Below are 23,840 nucleotides of genomic sequence, written 5' to 3' on the forward strand. Positions count from 1 at the left end.
GTAATTAATATGAATAATATATCAAAAAGAGTATTTTACTCATTAATAATAATTTCAAGCGTAATTACATCTTGTGATTTCTTGGATATTGAACCACTTGACTCATATACAGAAAATAATATATTCTCTGATCCTGCATTAACTAAAGCTTATGTTACTCGAAATTATACATTACCTGTTAATGGATTTAAAAATGAAGCTCTTAGATTTGTTTCTGATGAGTCGCATAATAATTTCAATTGGGGCGGGGCTTGGACAATAACAAGAGGTCAGATGACGCCTGATCAATATGGAAGTTTTGGAATTTGGAATTCATACTACGGATATATAAGAGCATGTAATATATTTTTTGAAAATGTTGAAAAATTGAGCGGAAGCAAAGAAGAAAATTCAATCTTGATCGGAGAAATGACTTTCTTTAGAGCATTCTATTATATGGAATTAATTAATAGATACGGAGGAGTTCCCCTAATAAAAAAGACTTTTGATTTAGATGATGAAGAAATGATGATTTCCAGAGCTAGTTATGAAAACTGTGTTGACTTTGTGGTATCAGAATTTTCTAAAGCAGCATCCATGCTTCCTGAAACATGGTCCGGAGCTAATTTTGGTCGAGTAACCAAAGGAGCTGCATTGGCAATGAAATCAAGAATTCTACTATATGCTGCAAGTCCATTATGGAATACTACTAATGATATTTCAAAATGGCAAGATGCTGCAGATGCTTGTGAAGAAGTTTTCAATCTAAATAAATATGAATTGGATAACGACTATAAAGGTTTATTTCTTAATAGCAAAAGTCCGGAAATTATTTTTCAGCGATTGTACACTAATGAGTATTCTAATGGCTTTGATTGGCCAAACACACCTAATGGATGGACAGGATACTCCGCAACTTGTGTTTCACAATCAATGGTAGACAGTTATGAAATGGCAGATGGGTCGATGCCGAATATTTATAACTATGAATTGGCAAACAACGATCCTTGGGCTGGCAGAGAACCCCGTTTTTACGCATCTATTGTTTGCGATGGCCAAATATTCAGGGATGATGAAGTTGAATTTTGGATTAATGAAGATGGTAAAACAGGAGGTAAAGATAGTGAATTTGGTACTGACAACTGGAATCACTCGAAAACACATTACACAATTCGTAAATTTATGGATGAGTCACTAAAATCGCCATGGAAGGATAAAGGCAGTCAGCCATGGATTTACTCCCGCTATGCAGAAATATTACTTAATTATGCAGAAGCGATGTATCATATTGGAGATGAGGCGACTGCGCGGAACTATGTTAATCTAATACGAGAAAGGGCAAGAAATGGAGCCGAAAATGTTTTACCAGATATTGTAGCAAGCGGAGATGAACTATTGAAAGCTATACAGCATGAACGCAAAATAGAATTAGCATTCGAGGAACATCGTTTTTTTGATGTTCGTAGGTGGAAGATTGCTGAAATTACAGATAATATACCTGTGCAAGGTATTAAAATAGTTAAGAAAACAAATGGCACTAAATCATATACTATTGTGAAAGTTGACGATAGAGCCTTTGTTACGCCTGATCATTATTTATTCCCGATACCAAATGATGAAATTAGGAAAAATGAATTGCTTGAACAAAATCCTGGATATGACAAAATTCAATAGATAAATTAAATAATTTGTTTATTGATTAGTTGATAAATAACAATATTAATTTGGCTCATTTTAAATTCAGATATTTAATTGTTGAAATCCAATTTCAAAATCTAATTTAAAATGAGCTTTTTTTAAAACTATATGAGAAAAAGTATAATATTAATATATATAAGTATATTTAATTGCATCGTTACGGTAGCCAAAGATTCAAACCTTATATTTTCTTCATCAATAAGTGATTTAAATGAAGCTTTTAAATGGTCTAAAAATACCGCACTCAGCTATGCCCATGATGGTACTGATCCAGTTGGTTTTTGGTATGAAGCAGCTTTGCCAAATAGAGAGGCTTTTTGCATGAGGGATATTGCTCATCAAAGTATAGGAGGTGAAATATTAGGACTTTCGAATCATAATTATAACATGATGATTAAGTTTGCAGAGAATATTTCTGCTTCTAAAGACTGGTGTACATATTGGGAAATAAACAAGAACGACAAGCCGGCGCCGGTAGACTATTTTAATGACGAACAATTTTGGTATAACCTACCTTCAAATTTCGACGTTGTACAAGCTTGTTTTAAATTGTATGAGTGGACAGGTAATAAAGAATACTTATATAATCCTGTGTTCATAAACTTCTATGAAAAAACTCTGTATGATTATATAAAAGTCTGGAAATTGGAGACTGAGAATTTATTAACTAGATCAACTCACATGAACACTGAACTGCCATTTAAAGAGGAGACTAAGTTTAATGGTAATAGAGGCATCCCTTCTTACATTGAGAGTGAGTCGGGCTTTAGTTTGGCTGGAGATTTGGTTGCTTCTATTTACGCAGCTTGTGATGCTTATAGTAAAATTCTAACAATAAAAGGAGATACTAAAAGAGCGGAGTTTTTTAGGAACAAAGCGCAAAATTATAAGTCTTTTATAAATGATAAATTTTGGAATAACAAAGAGAATTATTTTAATTTTTTTTGGTCATCAATTGAGGGGGACTTCATAATGAAAAACACTCCGACGGCAGGTGAAACATATTATGTCTGGTTCGATGCACTTGAGACACCAACAAAATCTCAAACTACTATTAACAGAGTTTTAGTGTCTGAGAATAACGTAGAAAATTTATCTCACTTACCCTTATTACTGTATAGGTATAGAATGCCTGAGAAAGCTTATGAAATGCTGTATACATTAAGAAATCACGATAGGAAGGAATACCCAGAGGCATCTTTCGGTTTAATTGAAGGAATAACAGTAGGTCTAATGGGAATACAACCTAAAGCATCTATGAACATAATACAGACATTACCTCAGCTAATTTCAAACGAACAATGGGCTGAGATATCAAATTTGTCAATTTTTAGTTCCTTAGTAAATATAAGACATGAAGGAAATTATAAATCAATTTTCGTAAATAACAGTGAGAAAAATTTAAATTGGAGAGCATCATTCTATGGAGAATACGATAAAATATATTTAAATGGAAAAGAGTGTTCTCCTAAATATGCAGTTGATGTTATGGGAAATATATACTCTTATATAGATACTGAAGTTAAACATGGAGAAAGACAAATTTGCAATATTTAAATCAGTACGTTAAGTAGATTGTGAGTAATTCACTAATACAAATTTCATTTTACACTTTTAAAAATTAATTATCTTATGAAAAATATAATACTAATTTTTATTTGCCAACTCATCGTATTGACTGGATTTGCAAAAAGTAATCAAAAAGAAAATCGTTGGGAGATTAACACATCTGGAAGTATATCTTGGAATATTGATTCTCGCATACCTCATTATGACCATATTGAGATGAGTGGTGAGCAGATTTCTGTAGTTATTAGATATGGAGTTGATGAAGACGGTGCTTTTGTATTGGAGCGCAGTTTTGTTTGGCCTATGTTACGAACTATTCCAAATAATACTCATGCCAGCCTTATGCGACGCTTTGGGTGGGATGTTATGAGTGATATGATCACTGTAAATACAAGAAGAATTGATCAAGAAAAAGTAAATAAAATTACTCTTGAAGGTATTATGATTGTTGAGAGTGAATTATCAGCTCATCAGAACGGGAATCTGCAGCTTACTCGATATTTATTTCCATCAACTACAGAAGCTGCCTATGGTGAAAAGTATGTACTGAGAAATGTGGGAGAACGGGCAGTTTTAGTTGAGGTCCCTTATGCTAATTCAGTGATTAGGACAGATCCTGAAAAAGGAGTTGATGGTGAATACATAATTGAGGCAACGGTATCTGGTGTGCCCGGTACATCGATTGAAGCTGGAGATTCTGTGATTTTCTACGCTGATTTTAAGGCATACAAAAATGATTATACCTCACAGGCTATTGATGTTGAAAAGGAACTGATTAAAAGAAAAGATTTAATATCTGAGTTGCAAGACAACTTAGTCCTAGAAACACCTGATCCGGTAATAAATACAATGTTCTCTTTTGCAAAAATTCGCGGTTCTGAAAGTATTTATAAAACAAATGGGGGATATATGCACGGACCGGGAGGAGAGTCATACTATGCTGCTATTTGGGCAAATGACCAAGCAGAATATATCAACCCTTTCTTCCCTTTCTTAGGTTATGACACAGGTAATCTATCTGCAAACAACTCTTTTAAACATTTTACCCGTTTCATTAACGACGAATACAAACCCATACCTAGTTCTATTGTTGCAGAAGGATTAGATATATGGAATGGAGCCGGAGATCGTGGTGATGGCGCTATGATCGCTTATGGTGTAGCTCGATATGCGTTGGCAAGGGGAGATAAACAAGAAGCATTTGAATTATGGCCGTTACTTGAATGGTGTCTTGAGTATTGTCGGAGAAATTTAAATGAATATGGCGTTGTCACTTCCGATTCAGATGAACTCGAAAACCGCTTTCCTTCCGGGAGTGCCAATCTCACTACTTCATCCTTATATTATGATGCTCTGCTTTCAGCAACGTATCTTGGAAAAGACTTAGGCAAATCAGCCTCTCAAATTCAATCATATAAGAAGCAGGCAAAGGAATTACGTCAAGCCATTGATGATTATTTCGGAGGAATAGTTGAAGGTTTCAATACGTACAAATACTACAAAGAAAATAACGTGCTCCGTTCTTGGATTTGTATTCCTCTTACTGTAGGTATTTATGACCGGAAAGAAGAAACTATTAAAGCACTATTTTCACCTCATCTTTGGACAGAAAATGGGTTACTGACTCAAGCTGGAAGTGAAACTTTTTGGGATCGGTCAACATTGTACGCTTTGCGTGGAGTATTAGCAAGTGGCCAAACAGAAAAAGGCATGGAGTATCTTAAGAATTATTCCACACAACGTTTATTAGGAGAACATGTCCCATATGCGATTGAAGCATGGCCAGAAGGTAATCAAAGACATTTGTCTGCAGAGAGTGGACTCTATTGCCGTATTATAACCGAAGGGTTGTTTGGTATTCGTCCAGTCGGTCTACGCTCATTCACTCTAATGCCGAGTTTACCAAAAAATTGGAATACAATGAGTTTGAAAAAAATTAGAGCATTTGGGAATAATTTCGATCTGGACGTCTCTCGAAAAGGTAAGAAAATTAAAATCGACATAATAATTGACAATAAATTAATCATAGAAAAAATTATTAATGAAGAAAAAGAAATATTAATAGAACTCCCTCTTTAACATTACTCAATTCATTACTAAATAATAATTCTATGCAAAATACGATTAAGGCGAAGTTATCCGCCATGATGTTCTTCCAGTTCTTTATTCAAGGTTCTTGGTACGTGACCATGGGAACCTATTTAGGAAGGACCCTCAACTTTTCCGGAGTTCAAATCGGCCTGGCATACAGCACCGCTGCTATTGCCGCAATTATATCTCCTGTCATTGTGGGAATGATTGCCGATAGGTTCTTTTCGGCTAACAGAGTTTTAGCATTTCTGAATGTGTTAGGGGCTTTTCTATTGTTTTGGCTTACGAAGGTTCAAACTTTTTCTTTATTTTTCCCAATTCTGCTTTTCTACAGCATTTGCTTCATGCCGACCATGTCATTGACCAATTCAATATCATTTGCAAACCTGATTGACCCTGCGAAAGAATTTTCAAGAATCCGCCTGTTCGGATCCTTCGGCTGGATAGGAGCAGGATTACTAATAAGTGCATTAGATCTTGAGATTTATTCAACTCCGTTTCTAATAGGTGCAGGGGTATCATTGCTGGCAGGTTTATTTGCGTTGATATTGCCTTATCGTGCGCCTGTTCAAGCAACACAGAAGATAACAATCGGACAAATGCTAGGGTTCAACGCGTTTAAGCTTATAAAAGATAGATCGTTTTTAGTACTCTTGGCCTTTTTCCGCACTGACTTGTATTCCACTTGCTTTCTATGATTCTTTCACCAATCTTTTTATTGTCAATGTTGGTATCAGTAATGCAGCGGCAGCCATGAGCCTGGGACAGGTTGCAGAAGTGGTTTTTTCTTTTTGCTTTCCCGCTGATTTTTATCAAGTTGCGTTACAAGGGAAGTATTATAGCTGCTATTGTAGCTTGGATGTTGATGTACGGATCATTTGCGCTGGGTGCGCATACGGGTAAAACCGGATTTATCTATGCCGTATTACCCCTTCACGGATTTTGTTTTACCTTTTTCTTTGTTGCAGGCCAACTCTATGTAGATGAAAAAGCTCCGTCATCACTGAGGAATGCAGCACAGGGACTGATTGCCTTTGCAACCTACGGGGTAGGAAAATATCTTGGAACGTTGGTCGCCGGAAATGTAGTGGATCAGTATACCACTCAAGGGGTGCATGATTGGGTATCTGTCTGGACTGTTCCTTTTGTGATGGCTGTCATTATTCTTGTTGGATTCGTTTCTTTATTTCGCGAAAATCTTAATACAGGGAGTGAAACGGGGAATACGTAGCCTTAGGGAATATAGGAAATGGCATATTTGTAATATGCGGGGACTTTTTTGTTGAACTGTTGGAGTTGATAAGTTGTCAAATAATTTAAATTCAGAAATATTATGAAACGAAAGAAATTAAAAATGGGTATGGTTGGCGGAGGAAGTGATGCCTTTATAGGAGCCATACACCGCCGCGCAGCCTTTATGGACAACTATATTGAGCTGGTCTGTGGCTGTTTTAGTGTTAATCCTGAAATCTCCAGAAGTTCAGGCAGGGAATATTTTCTCCCGGATCATCGGATTTACGATTCCTACCAGGAGATGTTCGAGAAAGAAATGGAACTGCCTGTCGAGGAGCGGATGGATTTTGTAACCATAGTCACACCGAACAAGTGGCATTTTGAGCCTGCAATGATGGCATTGGAAAGAGGGTTTCACGTGGTTATAGACAAACCGATGACCTTTTCACTGGAAGAAGCCCTCAAGCTGAAAGAGAAGGTTGAGGAGACAGGACTGGTCCTGGCATTGACCCATGTCTACTCAGGATACCCGGCAGTCAAGGAGGCTAAAGCAAGGATTGCCGGCGGAGAACTGGGTAAGTTGCGTAAAGTATACGTGGAGTATACCCAGGGGTGGCTTTCGCAACGCATAGAGTTGCAGGGAGGGAATAATGCCGGCTGGAGGACAAATCCAAAGACCACGGGCAAGGCCGGTTGCATGGGCGACATAGGAACGCATGCCTGGCATCTGGCTGAATACGTTACCGGCCTGAAAGTGCTGGAGGTGTGCGCCGATCTGCAAACGTACGTGGAGGGACGCCTGGTGGACGACGACGGGGCATCCCTGCTGCGAATGGAAAAGGGAGTTACCGGAGTATTGATGGCTACCCAGATCGCCACCGGCGAAGCGAACAATATCCGTCTTCGTGTGTATGGCGATAAAGGCGGATTGGAGTGGAGACAGATGGATTCGAACAGGTTGACCCTGAGGTGGGGGGGGATAAGCCCGCTGAAGAGCTGTATATGGGTAATAATGAATTTATAAGCAAACTGGCTAAATGGAATACCCGCACGCCTGCCGGCCATCCCGAAGGTTTCATTGAAGCCTTTGCCAATATTTACCGCAATTTTGCCCTGGCCGTCATGGCCGCAGAAAGCGGAGACAATCCGGATGAACTGATTACCGACTTCCCTAACGTCTATGACGGGGTAAGGGGAATGCAATTCGTAGAAATGATGGTACAATCAGGGAGCGATAATAATACAAAATGGCAGAAATGGATTGAATAGCTAGTATTCAGGATTGTTATTTCAAAATTTAACGTGGTTAAATAAATGATACATACCAAACAATAATTAAAAATGAAAAAAGAGGATAATGTAACTAGAAGATCATTTCTGAAAGCTTCTGCAGTAGCAGGAGCCGTAGGGGTAATCGGCACAGGATCGGCAGGATTTCTAACATCCTGCCGTCCGTAAGCAATGCCGTAACACGATGGAGGACCTTATTATTGCCGCCGGGGAACTGGGATCTATCGGCGTCATCATAGTTCCGGCATTCAACAGCCAGGTTCCCGTTATACCCCATAATCAGGAGACACGCGATTTTCTCTGTGAGCAGTTCGAAGAAATGGGTACCTTTGCACAGCAACAGGGAACCACCGTCATCCTGGAGCCGCTCAATCGCAGAGAGGCCTTTTACCTGCGCCAGGTAGGCGATGCTGCATCCATTTGCCGCGATATCAATAACCCGGGTGTGAAATGCATGGGCGATTTCTGGCATATGACCTGGGAGGAGAACTCCGATATGGGAGCGTTTATCTCAGCTGGCGAACATCTGCAGCATGTGCATGTTGCCAGCCGCAAACGCCGCAGCATGCCCGGAGAAGATGGAGAAGCTGATAACTATGTTAACGGTTTTAAAGGGCTGAAAATGATCGGATACGACAAATATGTCAGTTTCGAGTGTGGTTGCCAGGGAGACCGTAAAGTGGTAGTACCCGCGGCGCCGGAACTGTTTAGAAAACAATTGAATGAGGCCTGATCGACTAAAATATAAATTCAAAAAAATTGATTTGAAATCCTCGCCGAAAGTTTACTGAAAAGAAAATAGGTGTTTTACTTCGGAGTCATTCTGTTTTATGACACGATACATGTGCTCACGGTAGTATTCCATTACTAAAATTAATATCTTTGTATTATAAAACAACAACATAAAGTAACTGAACATGAAAAGAACAATTCCTCTGATCCTTGTGCTCCTGATCGTATGCGGAGCAATAGATGCACAGAAAAAATTCAACATCTCCTCACCCGACGGAAGACTGACCGCTGAGGTTGTTGTGGGAAAGCAACTCACCTGGAGCCTGGCACACGATGGCCAGCAGCTGATCGAACCCTCAGCCGTATCACTCACCCTCGCCGACGGCGAGCAACTCGGTCCCGATGCCCGCGTACGGCACGCCAAACAGGAGAGCGCCGACGAAACCATCTCCTCACCCTTCTGGATATCTTCAGAAGTCCGCAACACATACAATGAGCTGGCGATTAGCTTCCGCGGCGACTGGGGAATCACTTTCCGACTGTATGACGACGGACTGGCCTATCGGTTCCGCACTTCCCGCAAGGGAACGCTCACCATCGCCGCGGAGGAGGCAAATTTCCGTTTCACGGGCGACCGGACTGCCTGGGTACCCTATGTGAAGGGGGGACTGGGTGGTGACCAGCTGCAGAGCTCGTTTGAAAACACTTACGTCCATACGCCCCTCTCACAAATCGACCGCGAGCGGCTGATTTTTTTGCCGCTGCTGGCAGATGCCTCGGAAGGAAAGCGACTCCTGATCACTGAAGCCGACCTGGAATCTTATCCCGGCATGTACCTCACACCCGATAAACAAACACCCAACACCCTCAGGGGACTTTTCGCGCGGGTGCCCGCCGCCGTGGAGCAGGGAGGGCACAACATGCTGCAGATGCGTGTCACCGAAAGAGAAGAGTACATCGCGAAAACAGAAGGAAGCCGCAGTTTCCCCTGGCGCGTCTGTCTGGTAACCGATAACGATGCATCGCTGGCAGCCAGCGATATGGTCTATCGCCTGGCATCGCCCTCACGGCTGGCCGATACCTCCTGGATCAAGCCCGGAAAGGTAGCCTGGGAGTGGTGGAACGACTGGAATATCCACGATGTCGACTTCAAGTCCGGCATCAATAACGATACCTACAAGTACTACATCGACTTCGCCTCGGAACATGGCATCGAGTATGTGATCCTCGACGAGGGATGGGCCGTCAACCTGAAAGCCGATCTGATGCAGGTGATACCGGAGATTAATATACCGGAGCTGGTCGCCTACGGCCGTGATCGTGGAGTTGGAATCATCCTCTGGGCCGGCTACCACGCCTTCGACCGCGACATGGAAGAGGTGTGTCGCCACTACGCCGCGATGGGTGTGAAAGGGTTCAAGGTAGATTTTATGGACCGTGACGACCAGGAACTGGTCGAATTCATCTATCGCGCAGCAGAGACAGCAGCTCGTCATAAACTATTGCTCGATTTCCATGGTATATACAAGCCAACCGGACTGAGCCGCACCTGGCCCAATGTCCTTAACTTTGAAGGGGTGCACGGCCTGGAGCAGCTGAAGTGGTCACCCGAGAGCATCGACATGGTCAACTACGATGTTACCGTCCCATTTATCCGCATGGTTGCGGGGCCGATGGACTACACTCAGGGAGCTATGCGAAACGCTGCGCGTGGTAGCTACCGGCCGGTCAACTCCGAACCGATGAGCCAGGGTACACGTTGCCGTCAGCTTGCTCTCTACGTAGTGTTCAACTCACCCATAAATATGCTGTGTGACAGTCCTACCGAGTATATGCTTGAGCCCGAGTCGCTTGAATTTATAGCATCCATCCCCACCGTGTGGGATGAGACCGTGCCCCTCACCGGCAGGGTGGGTGAGCATGTGACGCTGGCCCGCCGCAGTGGCAGCGACTGGTACATTGGCGGCATCACAGGCTGGGAGAGCCGCGACATGACAATCGACTTCTCTTTCCTGCCGGCGGGACAGTATGAGATGACTCTCTTCCGGGACGGAGCCAATGCTCATCGCAAGGGTGCCGACTACCGCAAGGAGCTACGGAAAATTGAATCCGGAGAGTCAATCAGTCTGCATCTTGCACCGGGAGGCGGCTTTGCAGCAAAACTGCGGAAAATTTAAACGATTTTGTTTGAAAAGATTGTTTTTCCATAAGACAGATATTGTATATTTGTCAACGAAGTATTCAAAACTCATATTAAAACATTTTTCAGGCAACTCATAAATTTCTAAAACACTCAAATTACAATGAAAAAATTATTGATCCTCTTCTCCATTTATCTTGCCGCCGGCATGCTATTTGCTCAAGAGCAGACCGACCGCTATGCGGAAATTACCAATCCGAAACTTCTACACATCAACCGGGAGGAGCCGCGGTCAACCTTCTCTTCATTCACAGATCTAAAGGAAGCCCTTGCTGCCGGTTACATATCCAAAGGGAGCGATGTGTTGTTACTTAACGGGAACTGGAAATTCCATTATACCGACCGGTTCAATGAACGTCCCAAACAGGGCTTTCAGAATTCTGGCTTTGACGACAGCCAATGGAGCAACATACAGGTACCTGGAAACTGGGAAGTACAAGGCTTTGGTGTTCCAATCTATGTGAATGCCACCTACGAATTCACATCTCCGGGACATGCACCCTACTGGGATAAACCGAATCCTCCGCTTGTTCCGGAAGAATTCAATCCAACTGGTACCTATCGGAAATTGTTCACTATTCCGGACAACTGGCAGGAAAAGGAGATAATCCTCTGTGCCGATGCAACCAAAGGTGCAGCCTACTACTATCTCAACGGGGAGTTCGTCGGCATGAACAAGGAGGGCAAGCTACCGGCACGATTCAACGTGACAGAACATGCAAAAGCGGGAGAAAACGTGATTGCGGTTCAAATTCACCGCTGGAGCAGCGGTTCCTACCTTGAGTGTCAGGACTTCTGGCGGCTCTCAGGTTTTGACCGTGATGTCTACCTTTATGCCCGTCCCAAACTACACCTGGCAGATGTCTTCGTTCGTTCGGGCCTCGATGTTAGCTACACCAACGGGCAGTTTGCGCTCGACATCACCGTAGCTTCTCCGGAAGGGAACACCCGCCCATTCACTGTCAACTACACACTGTTGGACGAGTCCGGTAAAAAAGTGTCTGTCGGATCCCTCTCCGATAAGAGTTCCGGAAAAGCATCCGTTAGCTTTGAAGAGATGATCCTCGGTGTGAAAAAGTGGAGCGCCGAAACTCCTTACCTTTATACGCTAACCGTTGAGCTGATGGACGAAAAGGGAAGCACCCTTGAAGCGACAGCACTGAAAGTAGGTTTCCGTACAGCGGAAATTAAAAACCGCCAGTTCCTTGTGAACGGGCAGCCGGTATTGTTGAAAGGGGTGAACCTGCATGAACATAATGAACATACCGGTCATTACGTCACCGAAGAACTGATGAGAAAAGATTTTGAACTGTTCCGCAAATACAACGTCAATGCCGTGCGTACAAGCCACTACCCGCAACCGGAGCTCTTCTACAGGCTGGCCGACGAATACGGGATCTACGTGATCGACGAGGCCAATATTGAGAGCCACGGGATGGGATATAACCTCCGGAAGGGAGGTACGCTGGCAAATAACCCGCTTTTTCTGGAAGATCACCTGAACCGCACCATAGGCATGGTGGAACGCGACAAGAACCACCCAAGCGTTATTACATGGTCTCTGGGCAACGAAGCGGGTAACGGATACAATTTCTATGAGACCTATCGCTGGATCAAAAGCCGGGACACCTCCCGTCCTGTACAGTACGAACGGGCTGTGATGGAGTGGAACAGCGATATTTTCGCGCCAATGTACTTCAACCCCGATGAGATTGAACGGTATGCTAAAGATCCCGAATCCGACCGCCCTCTTATCCTTTGCGAGTATGCTCACGCCATGGGAAACAGCTTGGGCAACTTCACCAAATACTGGGACATAATCCGGAAGTACCCGCTGCTACAGGGGGGCTTTATTTGGGACTGGGTGGACCAGGGATTGGTGAAGAGCGATGAGAAGGGAAACCGTTTCTGGGCCTACGGTGGCGACTACGGACCGACAGGTACTCCAACTTCCGGCGACTTTTGTATCAATGGTGTGGTATTCCCAGACCGGAGCGTGAAACCGCATACCGAAGAGATGCGCAAGGTATATCAAAATGTTTGGTTTCGGAATTTCAACCCGGAGGATGGGTCGGCAGAGCTCTACAACGAGCATTTCTTCAAGGACATCAGCAGGTACAACGTTACGTATAGCATCAAGGCTGAAGGGCGGGAGCTGTCAAAAGGACCGCTAAATGTGAATGCAGATCCCCAGGAGGCCATAAAAGTGAATATACCCGGATGGTCCCGCTACGCAAACAGAAATGATCAACTGACCATTACCTTCACAGTAACACAGAAGGAGGAGGAACGGCTTATCCCCGCCGGCTGGGTGGTGGCACGTGACCAGTTTACCGTCAATCACCTTTCTGATTTAGTTACTGGTAAAGAGAAAGCTGCTAAAGTAGAAGAGGACGAAACATCGGTTATCGTGAGCGGAGGTCGTTTCAAGGCTGTATTCAACAGGGAAAGCGGTCTGCTAACCTCCTACAGGGTGGATGGAACAGAATATATAGAAAACGGTGCGGGACCCCGTCCGTTCTTCTGGCGGGCACCTATCGATAACGATTACGGAGCTAGGCTGCCTCAGCGGCTTTCGGCGTGGAGAGAGGCTAGCTACCTGGAACTAAAGGCAGAAAACCTTAGGATAGCGACAGGTGATGAAACCACTCTCACCTATAGTTATAATTACCCCGAAGCTGGAGCCAGTAACGAAGTTACTTATACTATCTACAATAACGGAGCAATGCATATATCCAACACATTCAATGCTACTGCATCTAAGGCAGAGCTGATACCACGCATTGGCATGAGAATGCAGCTTAGCGGAGAGCTGGTGCAAGCGGATTATTACGGAAGGGGCCCCTGGGAAAACTATGCCGATAGAAAAAGTTCTGCTTTTGTGGACCTATACTCATCTCCGATAAGTGAGATGGTCACACGTTATGTGCTTCCACAGGAAAACGGACATCATACCGATACCCGCTGGCTGGCACTTACCCAAAAGTCGGGCGCCGGACTTCTCTTTGTTGCGGATAGCCTTTTCGAGTTCAACGTGTCTAACTATCTTCTTGAGACCATAACTAACGGAGAATCGCTCAACAACGATGCCCCGGTAGGAACCGTCGATCGAAACAAGCATATAAGCGACTACCGCCCATCGGATGTGGTGGACCTCTTTATCGATCACCGCATGCAGGGTGTGGGAGGGAACAACAGCTGGGGTAAGCTTCCGCTGGAAGAATACCTGATTCGTCCCGGAGAGGGCAAGGTTACCTACGGGTTTACCCTTATCCCCATCAGGAACAGGAAAGAGGTTGAACGCCATTTCCGGTAGTGGACTTCCTCCCGGCAGCTTTTTTCCAACCTGTTGGTGGTCATAATTCAGAGTCCGCTGAGTTTATCATGCCACCCATGCGTTCAGGTAGTGGTAGTTTACTTAATTAGTTTAATATAATAGGGGGCTGTTGACTTTTTGTTGGCAACCCCTTTACTATTTTCCTGTTTTGCATGTACCTGCTTCACGCTATGAATGATAAAATTATTAGCTGTTAAAAACCATGCCGGTTATACACTTTCAGCGACATTATCATATGCGAAAGATGAATTAATGTTATTAGACTAAACTAAAATAAAAATGAGATCAAATGAAAACAAAATCAATTAATTTTCAATTTGGTGTTTATAATATATCTATTATAACTCTGTTACTTACGATGTTTTCATGTCTGCCATGGAGAAGCAAGAAGAGTGTTGATTACGTTTCCCCGCAAACCGTTTTTAAAATCAATTCTTCTGAAAATAATCCTCGCAACAGTGAAGGTGATTTTATAAATCTTAAAGATGGAAGAATTCTATTTGTGTACAGCCATTATTATGGAACTTCTTCCAGCGATCACGCCACTGCTTATCTTGCAGGACGATATTCCGATGATGGGGGGCAAACATGGAGCGATAATGATGAGATAATTGTAGAAAATGAGGGGGGCATGAATGTGATGTCAGTCTCCCTGCTTCGTTTGCATAATGGAGATATAGCCTTGTTTTATTTAAGAAAAAATTCAACTGAAGATTGTATTCCGATGATGCGTATTTCTAAAGACGAAGCAAAATCGTGGAGCGAAGCAATCCGTTGTATTACTGATAAACAAGGCTATTTTGTGCTAAATAATGATAGAGTTATTCAACTTAAAGATGATAGGTTATTAATGTCAGTGGCCTTACATCAATTAAGAGGCGGCAAATGGTCAAATAAAGCCGATTTATTCTGTTATTACTCAGATGATAATGGCTTGACATGGTATTCAAGTTCACAAGTGCCGGATAATACTGATATTATTACTCAGGAGCCAGGGCTGGTTGAGATGAGGGATGGCCGTGTAATGATGTATATTCGCTCAAGCGGAGGATACCAGCAAATGTCATTTTCTTCCGATAGGGGAGAGACATGGAGCCATATTGAGGCTAGTAATATCCCGTCTCCATTATCACCTGCCTCAATTGAAAAAATACCAGGTTCAAATGATTGGCTTCTTGTGTGGAATAATAATGACGGGACGGATCCTGTTATTAAAAATAAAAGGACACCTTTAACTGTAGCGATTTCAAAAAATGAAGGGAAAACATGGGAAAATATCAAAAACATTCAGGACGATCCGGATGGATTTTATTGCTATATTGCAATTCATTTTGTAGACAAAAATAATATTTTACTTGGTTACTCTGATGGGAATCAATCTAAAAAAACACTTTTGTCTGTTATTGATATTACTCTTCTAAATAAGCAATGGCTTTATAAATGAAAATATTTTTCACGATAAGATAAAAATGAGTACTTTTATAGGCGATTAACTCTTTCTTATAGATGAAAGTTATAATTTAATATTTCTTATCAAAAACAACAATGTCGAGAGTTTCAAGAAGGAACACTAAGCCAAAAAAGAAATTTCACAATCGTAAAGGATTTTTCCTTATAACAGGAATTATAATTGGAATTGTATTTGTAGGAGCTTTGTATCAGACCTCGGTCTATTTTTCGACCAATGAATCGTGTATGATGTGTCATGTGCATCCTCATGTAGAAGATAGCTGGAAGCTGTCTACACATGTGAACAACGGTAGTGGAGTAATGGTAAACTGTGTGGATTGCCACCTTCCTCCTACAGACAACACATGGGAGCACTATAGCGCAAAAGCAGCACTTGGAATGCGCGACCTGTGGGGCTATCTAACCAAAGATACTGCCGATTTCGACTGGGATAAAAAATCAGAATTGGAATACGCTGTCAAATATATACCAAACAAATCATGTGTTAAGTGTCATCAAAATCTTTTTCCGGAGGGAATTACCGATGATGGTATCACAGCACATCTATATTATGAGGAGAATGCGGAAAAACTTGACCTCCAATGTATAAGCTGCCATCTCGATGCAGGGCATTATAATCCTAACTACGCACATGGACAGATGACAGGAATTCCTGGTGTAACAGGTTCAATGGCAGCTGACAGCAGCCTGTTTTATAAGGAATCGACTCAGGTAACTGCCTTTGCCAATTATACTGAGCAGATTCCCGGAACAGTTGTTTCATTCAACATGATTGCTGTTGACGGTGGAACATTTTTAATGGGGAGCCCGGAAAAAGAGCATTTCCGCAACCCGGATGAATCGCCACAGCATGAGGTTTCCGTGAGCCCTTTCTTTATGGCTGAAGTGGAAACTACATGGGATCAATTTTGGGCATTTTACGCTGAGACAATAAGTGAAGGGCGCACTCCCCCTGAAGTTGTTTATGAAAACAACTTGAATGCAGAAGAGGTTGATGCCATCTCCGGGCCAACACCTCCTTTTGGCTATCCGGACCAAGGTTGGGGGCAGGGCGACCGTCCCGCTATCACGATGACACATTACGCAGCTGAAACATTCTGTCAATGGTTATCAAAAAAAACAGGTAAGAATTACCGCCTGCCAACTGAAGCGGAATGGGAGTATGCTGCCAGGGGGGGTAAAAAAACAGCCTATTTCTTCCAAGGAAGTCCGAAGGATTTTTCCGACCGGGGCTTTATGAGGAATATTTTCAAACCTAAAACCGACAGCATCAGTGCTTATGTGGTGTATAATAAAAATAGCGATGGTAGAACACAACTGCCATTGGCTGTATTGCCGAATCAATATGGATTGAAGAATATGTTGGGTAATGTGATGGAATATACATCCGACAAATACGATCCGGAAGCTTATGGCAAACGTTCGGGAGTTACCGTAAATCCACGAGTGACTGAAGGTGAAGAGTGGGTGGTAAGAGGCGGATCATACAATTCCGATGCAGCTGATGTGCGCTGTGCAAGCCGTAGTCACACACAACATGACGCCTGGCTGAAGACAGACCCGCAGCAACCAAAGAGTATCTGGTGGTATTCTGATATTAAAGGAATCGGGTTCAGGGTAGTATGTGAACCAGATTCATCAATGAACCTGAACTAATTGACCGCTCAGTCAAGTTCGCTTAATTGATTCAAATATATGAGTCCGTTCGTAAAACCCGAAATGTTAAAATCGTTATTTACAATGCATTGAATGCCAATATCTGTTTTGGCCCGATTGTAATGTTAGGGATTTTCATGTGGACTCAAATATCAAATATATAGTTTCGGAACAGATTGTAATTGCCGGAATAATGTTTTGGAAAAGAGAGATAAAGATACTGTACAATCTAAATAAATCAATTAAAAATGAAAAAAGAGGATAATGTAACCAGAAGATCATTTCTGAAAGCTTCTGCAGTAGCAGGAGCCGTAGGGGTAATCGGCACAGGATCGGCAGGATTTCTAACATCCTGTAGTGGAGGAACTGAAAAAAGCAAAGGTGGCAGTGTTCCTTTAAAAGAACCAGGGAGCTATTATATTCCCGATCTGCCTGATCTGGCCGCTGATGGTAAAGAGCTTAAAGCCGGTGTTGTAGGTTGTGGAGGACGAGGTTCCGGAGCAGCAATGAACTTTTTGAATGCTGCCAACGGTTTAACTATTGTGGCATTAGGTGATGTTTTTCAGGACAGGGTGGACGGACTGGCAGAAAAGCTTAAGAACGAGAAAAATATTGATATACCTTCCGATAAACGATTTGTCGGCCTTGATGCATATAAACAGGTTATAGACAGCGATATTGATGTGCTTATCGACTGTACGCCTCCATTTTTTCGTGCAGAGCATTTCAAATATGCAGTAGAGAAAAGCAAACATTGCTTTCTCGAGAAGCCAATATGTGTAGATTCTGTTGGCTATCGTACAATAGTGGCAGCGGCTAAACAGGCGAGGGCAAAGAACCTTAGGGTTGTTACCGGAACTCAGCGGCACCACCAGCGCAGTTATGTTGAGTCATTCAAACAAATCATGAACGGCGCCATAGGAGAAATTACCGGTGGTGTTGTATACTGGAACCAGAACATGTTGTGGTATCGCGACCGCCAGCCCGGCTGGAGCGATTTTGAATATATGGTGCGCGACTGGGTTAACTGGAAATGGTTGTCTGGCGATCATATTGTGGAACAGCATGTACATAACATCGACGTGTTTACCTGGTTCTCCGGCCTGAAACCTGTCAGTGCAGTCGGTTTCGGATCGCGTCAACGCCGTATAACGGGAGACCAGTACGATAACTTCAGCATCGACTTCACAATGGAGAACGGGGTGCACCTGCACAGTATGTGCCGCCAGATCGATGGCTGTGCCAACAATGTTAGCGAGTTTATCCAGGGAACTAAAGGTTCGTGGTCAAGTGACGGCGGTCATGTTATCAAAGACCTCGAGGGGAACGTTATCTGGCAATACGACGGTGAAGCTGAGAAAGCCGAGTTCCAGCAGACCGATCCATATACACTAGAACATGTGAACCTGATAAACTGCATACGTGGGAACAATCCCATTGAGCAGGCATCAGAGACAGCCATATCGAATATGGCGGCAATCATGGGTCGCGAGTCGGCATATACAGGGCAGATGGTTACCTGGGATGCCATGACTGCGGCACCGCTCGATTATACTCCTGCCGACCTGAATATCGGTAAAATGGAAATGAAGGGGTTCTCGGTTCCTGTACCGGGAAGCGCTAAATAAATTGAAATTATTATGACTTTTGACAGACGAAGATTTCTAAAAACTACCATCGCGGGTTCTGCTGCCATGGCTATTGGGGGATGTAACTCTTTTGGTTCTGCAAACACCAGAAGCCAGGTGACTTCCAGTAAAGCAAAACTAAATATCTCCTTTCAGGAGGGTATAGCACCGGGAGATAGCCTCAACGAGAAGTTCGACTTCATGGAGAAGCATGGAGTTGTAGGTTTTGAACCGCAAGGCAGAGGAATCCGCGACCGTATTCAGGAGATCAGAGATGCTCTCAATGAGCGCAACATCAAGGTTAGCGCCATTTGTGCAGGTTTCGACGGATTTATCCTGTCCACCGATCCTGCCGTCCGTAAGCAATGCCGTAACACGATGGAGGACCTTATTATTGCCGCCGGGGAACTGGGATCTATCGGCGTCATCATAGTTCCGGCATTCAACAGCCAGGTTCCCGTTATGCCCCATAATCAGGAGACACGCGATTTTCTCTGTGAGCAGTTCGAAGAAATGGGTACCTTTGCACAGCAACAGGGAACCACCGTCATCTTGGAACCGCTCAATCGCAGAGAGGCCTTTTACCTGCGCCAGGTAGGCGATGCTGCATCCATTTGCCGCGATATCAATAACCCGGGTGTGAAATGCATGGGCGATTTCTGGCATATGACCTGGGAGGAGAACTCCGATATGGGAGCGTTTATCTCAGCTGGCGAACATCTGCAGCATGTGCATGTTGCCAGCCGCAAACGCCGCAGCATGCCCGGAGAAGATGGAGAAGCTGATAACTATGTTAACGGTTTTAAAGGGCTGAAAATGATCGGATACGACAAATATGTCAGTTTCGAGTGTGGTTGCCAGGGAGACCGTAAAGTGGTAGTACCCGCGGCTCTTGAGTTACTTCGTAAACAATGGGAAGAGGCCTGAGGCCGCTTCACTGTTTCCGGTTTGATGAAAAATGAGTGAAAGAAATCGGATTTTTCACTCATTTTTTATCACTGGATAAATGAGTTATAGTAACCATTTCAGTCAAGCTTGGCTTCAGTTTATCTGTTTAAAGCAAAAGTAAAACAAGCTAGTAACATTTTGTATCAATAATTACGGCATGGACAGATTACTGAAACTTCTTACCTCCTATAAGGCAACCATTACCCTGTTGTTTGTTTATGCTATTGGTTTGGCAACAGCTACGATTTTGGAAAAACAGATGGGTACCGAGGCAGCCAAAATGCTTATATACTACTCACCACTGTTTATCTTACTGCAGTTCCTGTTGGTGCTTAACTTCATCCTTATTCTTATTCGTCAAAATTTCATCAAAAGGAAAAGATGGGCAATGGTTGTGGTTCATTTAGCTCTTGTAGTCATCCTTGCGGGCGCATTAGTTACTTTCCTGTTCGGGAAAGAGGGGCAGATACATATCCGTGAGGGTGAAAAGGCAGACACAATGATGATGCATACATCAAATGGAATTAAGACCGAGAGGATGCCTTTTGTGCTGGAACTTGCCGAATTCAGGATTATCCGTTATCCAGGATCTGAAAGCCCATCATCTTACGAGAGCGATCTGCTGATACATATCAATGGTGAAGTGAGGGAGATGAAACTGTTTATGAACAACGTGCTTGATTTAGAAGGATATCGATTTTTCCAAGCTTCTTACGATCACGATGAGAAAGGTACTATCCTTTCGGTCAACAGTGATGTGGCTGGACGAACTATCACCTATACAGGTTACCTCATTCTTGTGTTTGGCTTCATCCTTATGTTCATTCTTCCCGGTTCACATTTCAGAAAACTTGCAAGACAGCTTAAGGAGACAAGGGAGAGTGCAAGGAAAACCGTGATGACGCTCACTATGGTACTGATTACCATGGTAAGCCAGGGACAGGAGCTGCCAGGTAGCCATATGATTGAAGAGATACAACAAAATACCATACCGCAGGAACATGCGGCAAGGTTTGGTGCATTGCCGGTACAGTTTCACGGGCGCGTGATGCCTATGAACACTTTTTCATCAGAGATATTACGAAAAATATATAAGAAACCGGTATATGGCAATCTCAACTCCGACCAGTTCCTTCTGAGCCTGATTGCACAGCCGCAGATGTGGATGCAGGTACCAGTTATCTCCATGGCAAACGAACAGATCAGTGACCGGTATAACCTGCCGGTAGAACATGTTGCTTACTATCATTTTTTTGATCATAGGGGAGACTATCGGCTATTGCCTCAACTGCAGGAGATATATCATAAACCGGCAGGTGAACGGAGTACTTTCGATAAAGACCTGTTAAAGCTTGATGAAAGGGTAAACATTTTATATCAGTTGTTTAACGGTGCTATGCCGGGCATCTTTCCCAATCCTCACGGCTCTTCTCACACATGGTATGCTCCGGGCGGCAATCTATCTGTTTTCAACGAAAAAGACTCACTTTTTATAACAAACACATTCGCATGGTACCTCTCGGAAGTTACACTCTCGCTCAGTAGCGGTGATTGGAGCAAACCCGGCAGGGTGCTCGATTTGATTGAAGAGTATCAACGGAAGAACGACAAAGCCTCGCTTATCAACCCTAAAAAACTTGAGGCCGAAATCCGTTATAACCATCTGAATATTTTTAATCACTGCAAAGAAGGTTATTTTCTCTTTGGCGGAATTCTTCTGATGCTTGCATTTATGCTAATGCTGAACGAACGAAAGTGGATTCGTTATGCCTCAGCACTGTTTATAGGAGGGACACTGCTGGTGTTTCTTATACATATTTATGGTATGGGAATGCGGTGGTATATCTCCGGTTATGCTCCCTGGAGCAATTCTTACGAGACAATGGTTTATGTAGCTTGGGCAACGGTACTGGCGGGACTTATCTTTGGCCGGAAGAGCACCATCACGCTTGCCCTGGCAACCCTTTTCGGTGGTATCATCCTTTTTGTTTCAGGCCTCAACTGGATGGATCCGCAAATAGACACACTGGTACCGGTACTGAAATCGCCATGGCTGATGTTTCACGTGGCGGTGATTGTGGGGGCCTACGGATTTTTTGGTATCAGCTTTTTGCTTGGTATCACCAACCTATTAATAATGACTTTCACTAAGAAGAGTATGCTTCTATCATACCGTATCAGAGAACTGACAATTATCAATAACCTGTCACTTCTGGCGGGGCTTGCACTGATGGCGACCGGTACTTTTCTGGGTGCTGTATGGGCAAACGAATCGTGGGGCAGGTACTGGGGCTGGGACCCCAAGGAGACATGGGCACTTATAACAATTGTAGTATATTCAATAGTTACACATATACATCTAATTAAAAAGTGGGATAACGAATGGATCTTTAACTTGCTGTCGGTATTTGCATTTTCTTCAGTACTTATGACTTTCCTCGGGGTAAACTATTTCCTGAGCGGTATGCACTCTTATGGGCAAACAGAAAGTACAACGTCTGTTTTTTTGTACATTGCCATCGCATTTCTTATGATTGGCATTCTGGGCATATTCTCTTACAGAAAGAGAACAATTTTTAAGCAAGATCTGCTTGAAAAAGTCTCAAAATAGAATATTTGACATTATAATCACTGAGTCTCCTCCGATAAGTCTTTTTTCTTGAAAATTTCACAAGATAAACATTGATTTTCAATAAGTTGCAAGCCAATAAAATTGAGTTTTGAGGTTTTCGGAGAGGACTCATCACTTGAAAATCAAATATTATATTTTTACAAAACGACTTATTAAAGTGGACTCAAACAACAATTAAAATAGGACTCATAAATGATTTTACTGATGGTTGATATTTCAAAGATAAAATTTATTAATTTTTAATATGGTACATTGGGGTTTCATCGGCTGTGGATCCGTAACTGAAAAAAAAAGCGGCCCGGCCTTCGGAAAAGTAGAGGAATCGGATGTGGTAGCAGTGATGCGCCGTAATGCGGAAAAAGCGCAAGATTATGCCCGGCGGCACGGAATCGGCAAATGGTATGACGATGCATATGATCTGATCAACGATCCCGGGGTTAATGCGGTGTATGTAGCAACACCACCTGCATCGCATGAGGAGTACGCCATTGCGGCAATGAGGGCCGGAAAACCGGTATATGTAGAAAAGCCAATGGCTGCCTCGCACGAATCAGCACTTAGGATATGTCGTGTGTCAGAAGAGACCGGAGTCCCCTGTTTCGTTGCCTATTACCGTCGCACCCTCCCTTATTTTCTCAGGGTGAAACAGTTGATCGATGATGGATTGCTTGGAGATATATCTAACGTGCAAATCCGATTTGCCATTCCACCTTACGCAGATGATTATAATCGGGATAGTCTGCCCTGGAGAGTGAAGAAAGAGATCGCCGGCGCCGGATATTTTTACGATCTTGCTTCACATCAGTTCGATCTGCTTGATTATTTGTTTGGTGAGATCACCGATGCACACGGCTTCAGTACTAATGTGAAAAATCTGTATGAGGTTGAAGATACCGTCACAGCAGCCTTCCGGTTTAAATCCGGTATATTGGGCAGCGGCAGCTGGAGCTTTGTTGCACCGGGAAACACCCGCACCGATAAGATCGATATTACTGGAACTAAAGGCAAGGGCTCATTCTCAACCTTTACGTTTACCCCAATACTTTTGGAAACTGACAAAGGGAAGAAGGAATATCACGAAGAGAATCCTGAGAATATTCAGTATTACCTCATTAAAAGTATCGTTGACTATCTAAACGGAGACGGGCTTATGCCTGTTAGTACAGGTGTATCTGCTGCCCGTACCAATTGGGTGATGGATGCCATCCTGCAGCGGAATTGTACCTTTGGCAAATTCGTCGAGCCTTAAAAGCACATTTTTTTCCCGATTGTCTCTTACTGAATATCTGCCATAAGTTTACCAGACTATGCCACAGACGCATGTCCAAGTTCCCAGTGTTGCAATCGGGTTCAGGTAGCTATGCATGAACCATATGG

General features: G+C 43.2%; 14 protein-coding genes and 2 pseudogenes. All 16 read left to right on the forward strand.

Annotated elements, in window-relative coordinates:
* The first annotated feature begins 9 nt into the window (after positions 1-9).
* A complete protein-coding gene (locus KDN43_RS09605) occupies positions 10-1,653 on the forward strand; it encodes a RagB/SusD family nutrient uptake outer membrane protein (RefSeq protein ID WP_238865684.1) in 1,644 nt (547 codons plus the stop codon).
* A 132-nt stretch (positions 1,654-1,785) separates the two neighbouring features.
* On the forward strand, positions 1,786-3,234 hold the full coding sequence (locus KDN43_RS09610; RefSeq protein WP_238865686.1) for a glucosidase family protein: 1,449 nt from the start codon (positions 1,786-1,788) through the stop codon (positions 3,232-3,234).
* A 75-nt stretch (positions 3,235-3,309) separates the two neighbouring features.
* On the forward strand, positions 3,310-5,325 hold the full coding sequence (locus KDN43_RS09615; RefSeq protein WP_238865688.1) for a hypothetical protein: 2,016 nt from the start codon (positions 3,310-3,312) through the stop codon (positions 5,323-5,325).
* 32 nt (positions 5,326-5,357) lie between these two features.
* Positions 5,358-6,035, forward strand: a complete 678-nt coding sequence (locus tag KDN43_RS16450; RefSeq protein ID WP_256448699.1) for an MFS transporter — start codon at positions 5,358-5,360, stop codon at positions 6,033-6,035.
* A gap of 71 nt (positions 6,036-6,106) precedes the next feature.
* Positions 6,107-6,568: an MFS transporter gene (locus KDN43_RS16455; RefSeq protein ID WP_256448700.1), complete on the forward strand. Its 462-nt coding sequence runs from the start codon at positions 6,107-6,109 to the stop codon at positions 6,566-6,568.
* 102 nt (positions 6,569-6,670) lie between these two features.
* A pseudogene (locus KDN43_RS09625) lies at positions 6,671-7,839 on the forward strand (Gfo/Idh/MocA family protein).
* Positions 7,840-7,911: 72 nt separating this feature from the next.
* Positions 7,912-8,028 (forward strand): twin-arginine translocation signal domain-containing protein, encoded by a 117-nt coding sequence (locus KDN43_RS09630; protein ID WP_238865691.1) that lies wholly within the window; start codon positions 7,912-7,914, stop codon positions 8,026-8,028.
* Positions 8,015-8,593: pseudogene (locus tag KDN43_RS09635) on the forward strand (sugar phosphate isomerase/epimerase family protein); the annotation flags it as partial. The gene KDN43_RS09630 and the pseudogene KDN43_RS09635, both read left to right, overlap by 14 nt.
* A gap of 184 nt (positions 8,594-8,777) precedes the next feature.
* The gene (locus KDN43_RS09640; RefSeq protein WP_238865695.1) at positions 8,778-10,769 is read left to right on the forward strand and encodes a glycoside hydrolase family 97 protein; all 1,992 of its coding nucleotides are present in this window, start codon (positions 8,778-8,780) and stop codon (positions 10,767-10,769) included.
* Between the two features lie 126 nt (positions 10,770-10,895).
* Entirely contained in the window at positions 10,896-14,108 is a 3,213-nt protein-coding gene (locus KDN43_RS09645; protein ID WP_238865697.1) for a glycoside hydrolase family 2 TIM barrel-domain containing protein, read from the forward strand.
* Positions 14,109-14,418: 310 nt separating this feature from the next.
* Positions 14,419-15,573, forward strand: coding sequence for a sialidase family protein (locus KDN43_RS09650; protein WP_238865699.1), 1,155 nt, complete (start codon positions 14,419-14,421; stop codon positions 15,571-15,573).
* Positions 15,574-15,674: 101 nt separating this feature from the next.
* A complete protein-coding gene (locus KDN43_RS09655; RefSeq protein WP_238865700.1) occupies positions 15,675-17,255 on the forward strand; it encodes an SUMF1/EgtB/PvdO family nonheme iron enzyme in 1,581 nt (526 codons plus the stop codon).
* A 248-nt stretch (positions 17,256-17,503) separates the two neighbouring features.
* On the forward strand, positions 17,504-18,883 hold the full coding sequence (locus KDN43_RS09660; protein WP_238865701.1) for a Gfo/Idh/MocA family oxidoreductase: 1,380 nt from the start codon (positions 17,504-17,506) through the stop codon (positions 18,881-18,883).
* Between the two features lie 66 nt (positions 18,884-18,949).
* The gene (locus KDN43_RS09665; protein WP_407681793.1) at positions 18,950-19,810 is read left to right on the forward strand and encodes a sugar phosphate isomerase/epimerase family protein; all 861 of its coding nucleotides are present in this window, start codon (positions 18,950-18,952) and stop codon (positions 19,808-19,810) included.
* Positions 19,811-19,988: 178 nt separating this feature from the next.
* A complete protein-coding gene (gene ccsA / locus KDN43_RS09670; protein ID WP_238865704.1) occupies positions 19,989-22,442 on the forward strand; it encodes a cytochrome c biogenesis protein CcsA in 2,454 nt (817 codons plus the stop codon).
* A 265-nt stretch (positions 22,443-22,707) separates the two neighbouring features.
* Positions 22,708-23,712 (forward strand): Gfo/Idh/MocA family protein, encoded by a 1,005-nt coding sequence (locus KDN43_RS09675; RefSeq protein ID WP_238865706.1) that lies wholly within the window; start codon positions 22,708-22,710, stop codon positions 23,710-23,712.
* Positions 23,713-23,840: the final 128 nt, after the last annotated feature.

The sequence above is a fragment of the Proteiniphilum propionicum genome (assembly GCF_022267555.1).
Lineage (GTDB): Bacteria > Bacteroidota > Bacteroidia > Bacteroidales > Dysgonomonadaceae > Proteiniphilum > Proteiniphilum propionicum.

Excerpts from the sequence above, each read along its gene's own strand:
- KDN43_RS09605 (WP_238865684.1), top strand. The coding sequence starts at position 10 with ATGAATAATATATCAAAAAGAGTATTTTACTCATTAATAATAATTTCA.
- KDN43_RS09610 (WP_238865686.1), top strand. The coding sequence starts at position 1,786 with ATGAGAAAAAGTATAATATTAATATATATAAGTATATTTAATTGCATC.
- KDN43_RS09615 (WP_238865688.1), top strand. The coding sequence starts at position 3,310 with ATGAAAAATATAATACTAATTTTTATTTGCCAACTCATCGTATTGACT.
- KDN43_RS16450 (WP_256448699.1), top strand. The coding sequence starts at position 5,358 with ATGCAAAATACGATTAAGGCGAAGTTATCCGCCATGATGTTCTTCCAG.
- KDN43_RS09630 (WP_238865691.1), top strand. The coding sequence starts at position 7,912 with ATGAAAAAAGAGGATAATGTAACTAGAAGATCATTTCTGAAAGCTTCT.
- KDN43_RS09640 (WP_238865695.1), top strand. The coding sequence starts at position 8,778 with ATGAAAAGAACAATTCCTCTGATCCTTGTGCTCCTGATCGTATGCGGA.
- KDN43_RS09645 (WP_238865697.1), top strand. The coding sequence starts at position 10,896 with ATGAAAAAATTATTGATCCTCTTCTCCATTTATCTTGCCGCCGGCATG.
- KDN43_RS09650 (WP_238865699.1), top strand. The coding sequence starts at position 14,419 with ATGAAAACAAAATCAATTAATTTTCAATTTGGTGTTTATAATATATCT.
- KDN43_RS09655 (WP_238865700.1), top strand. The coding sequence starts at position 15,675 with ATGTCGAGAGTTTCAAGAAGGAACACTAAGCCAAAAAAGAAATTTCAC.
- KDN43_RS09660 (WP_238865701.1), top strand. The coding sequence starts at position 17,504 with ATGAAAAAAGAGGATAATGTAACCAGAAGATCATTTCTGAAAGCTTCT.
- KDN43_RS09665 (WP_407681793.1), top strand. The coding sequence starts at position 18,950 with ATGGCTATTGGGGGATGTAACTCTTTTGGTTCTGCAAACACCAGAAGC.
- ccsA (WP_238865704.1), top strand. The coding sequence starts at position 19,989 with ATGGACAGATTACTGAAACTTCTTACCTCCTATAAGGCAACCATTACC.
- KDN43_RS09675 (WP_238865706.1), top strand. The coding sequence starts at position 22,708 with ATGGTACATTGGGGTTTCATCGGCTGTGGATCCGTAACTGAAAAAAAA.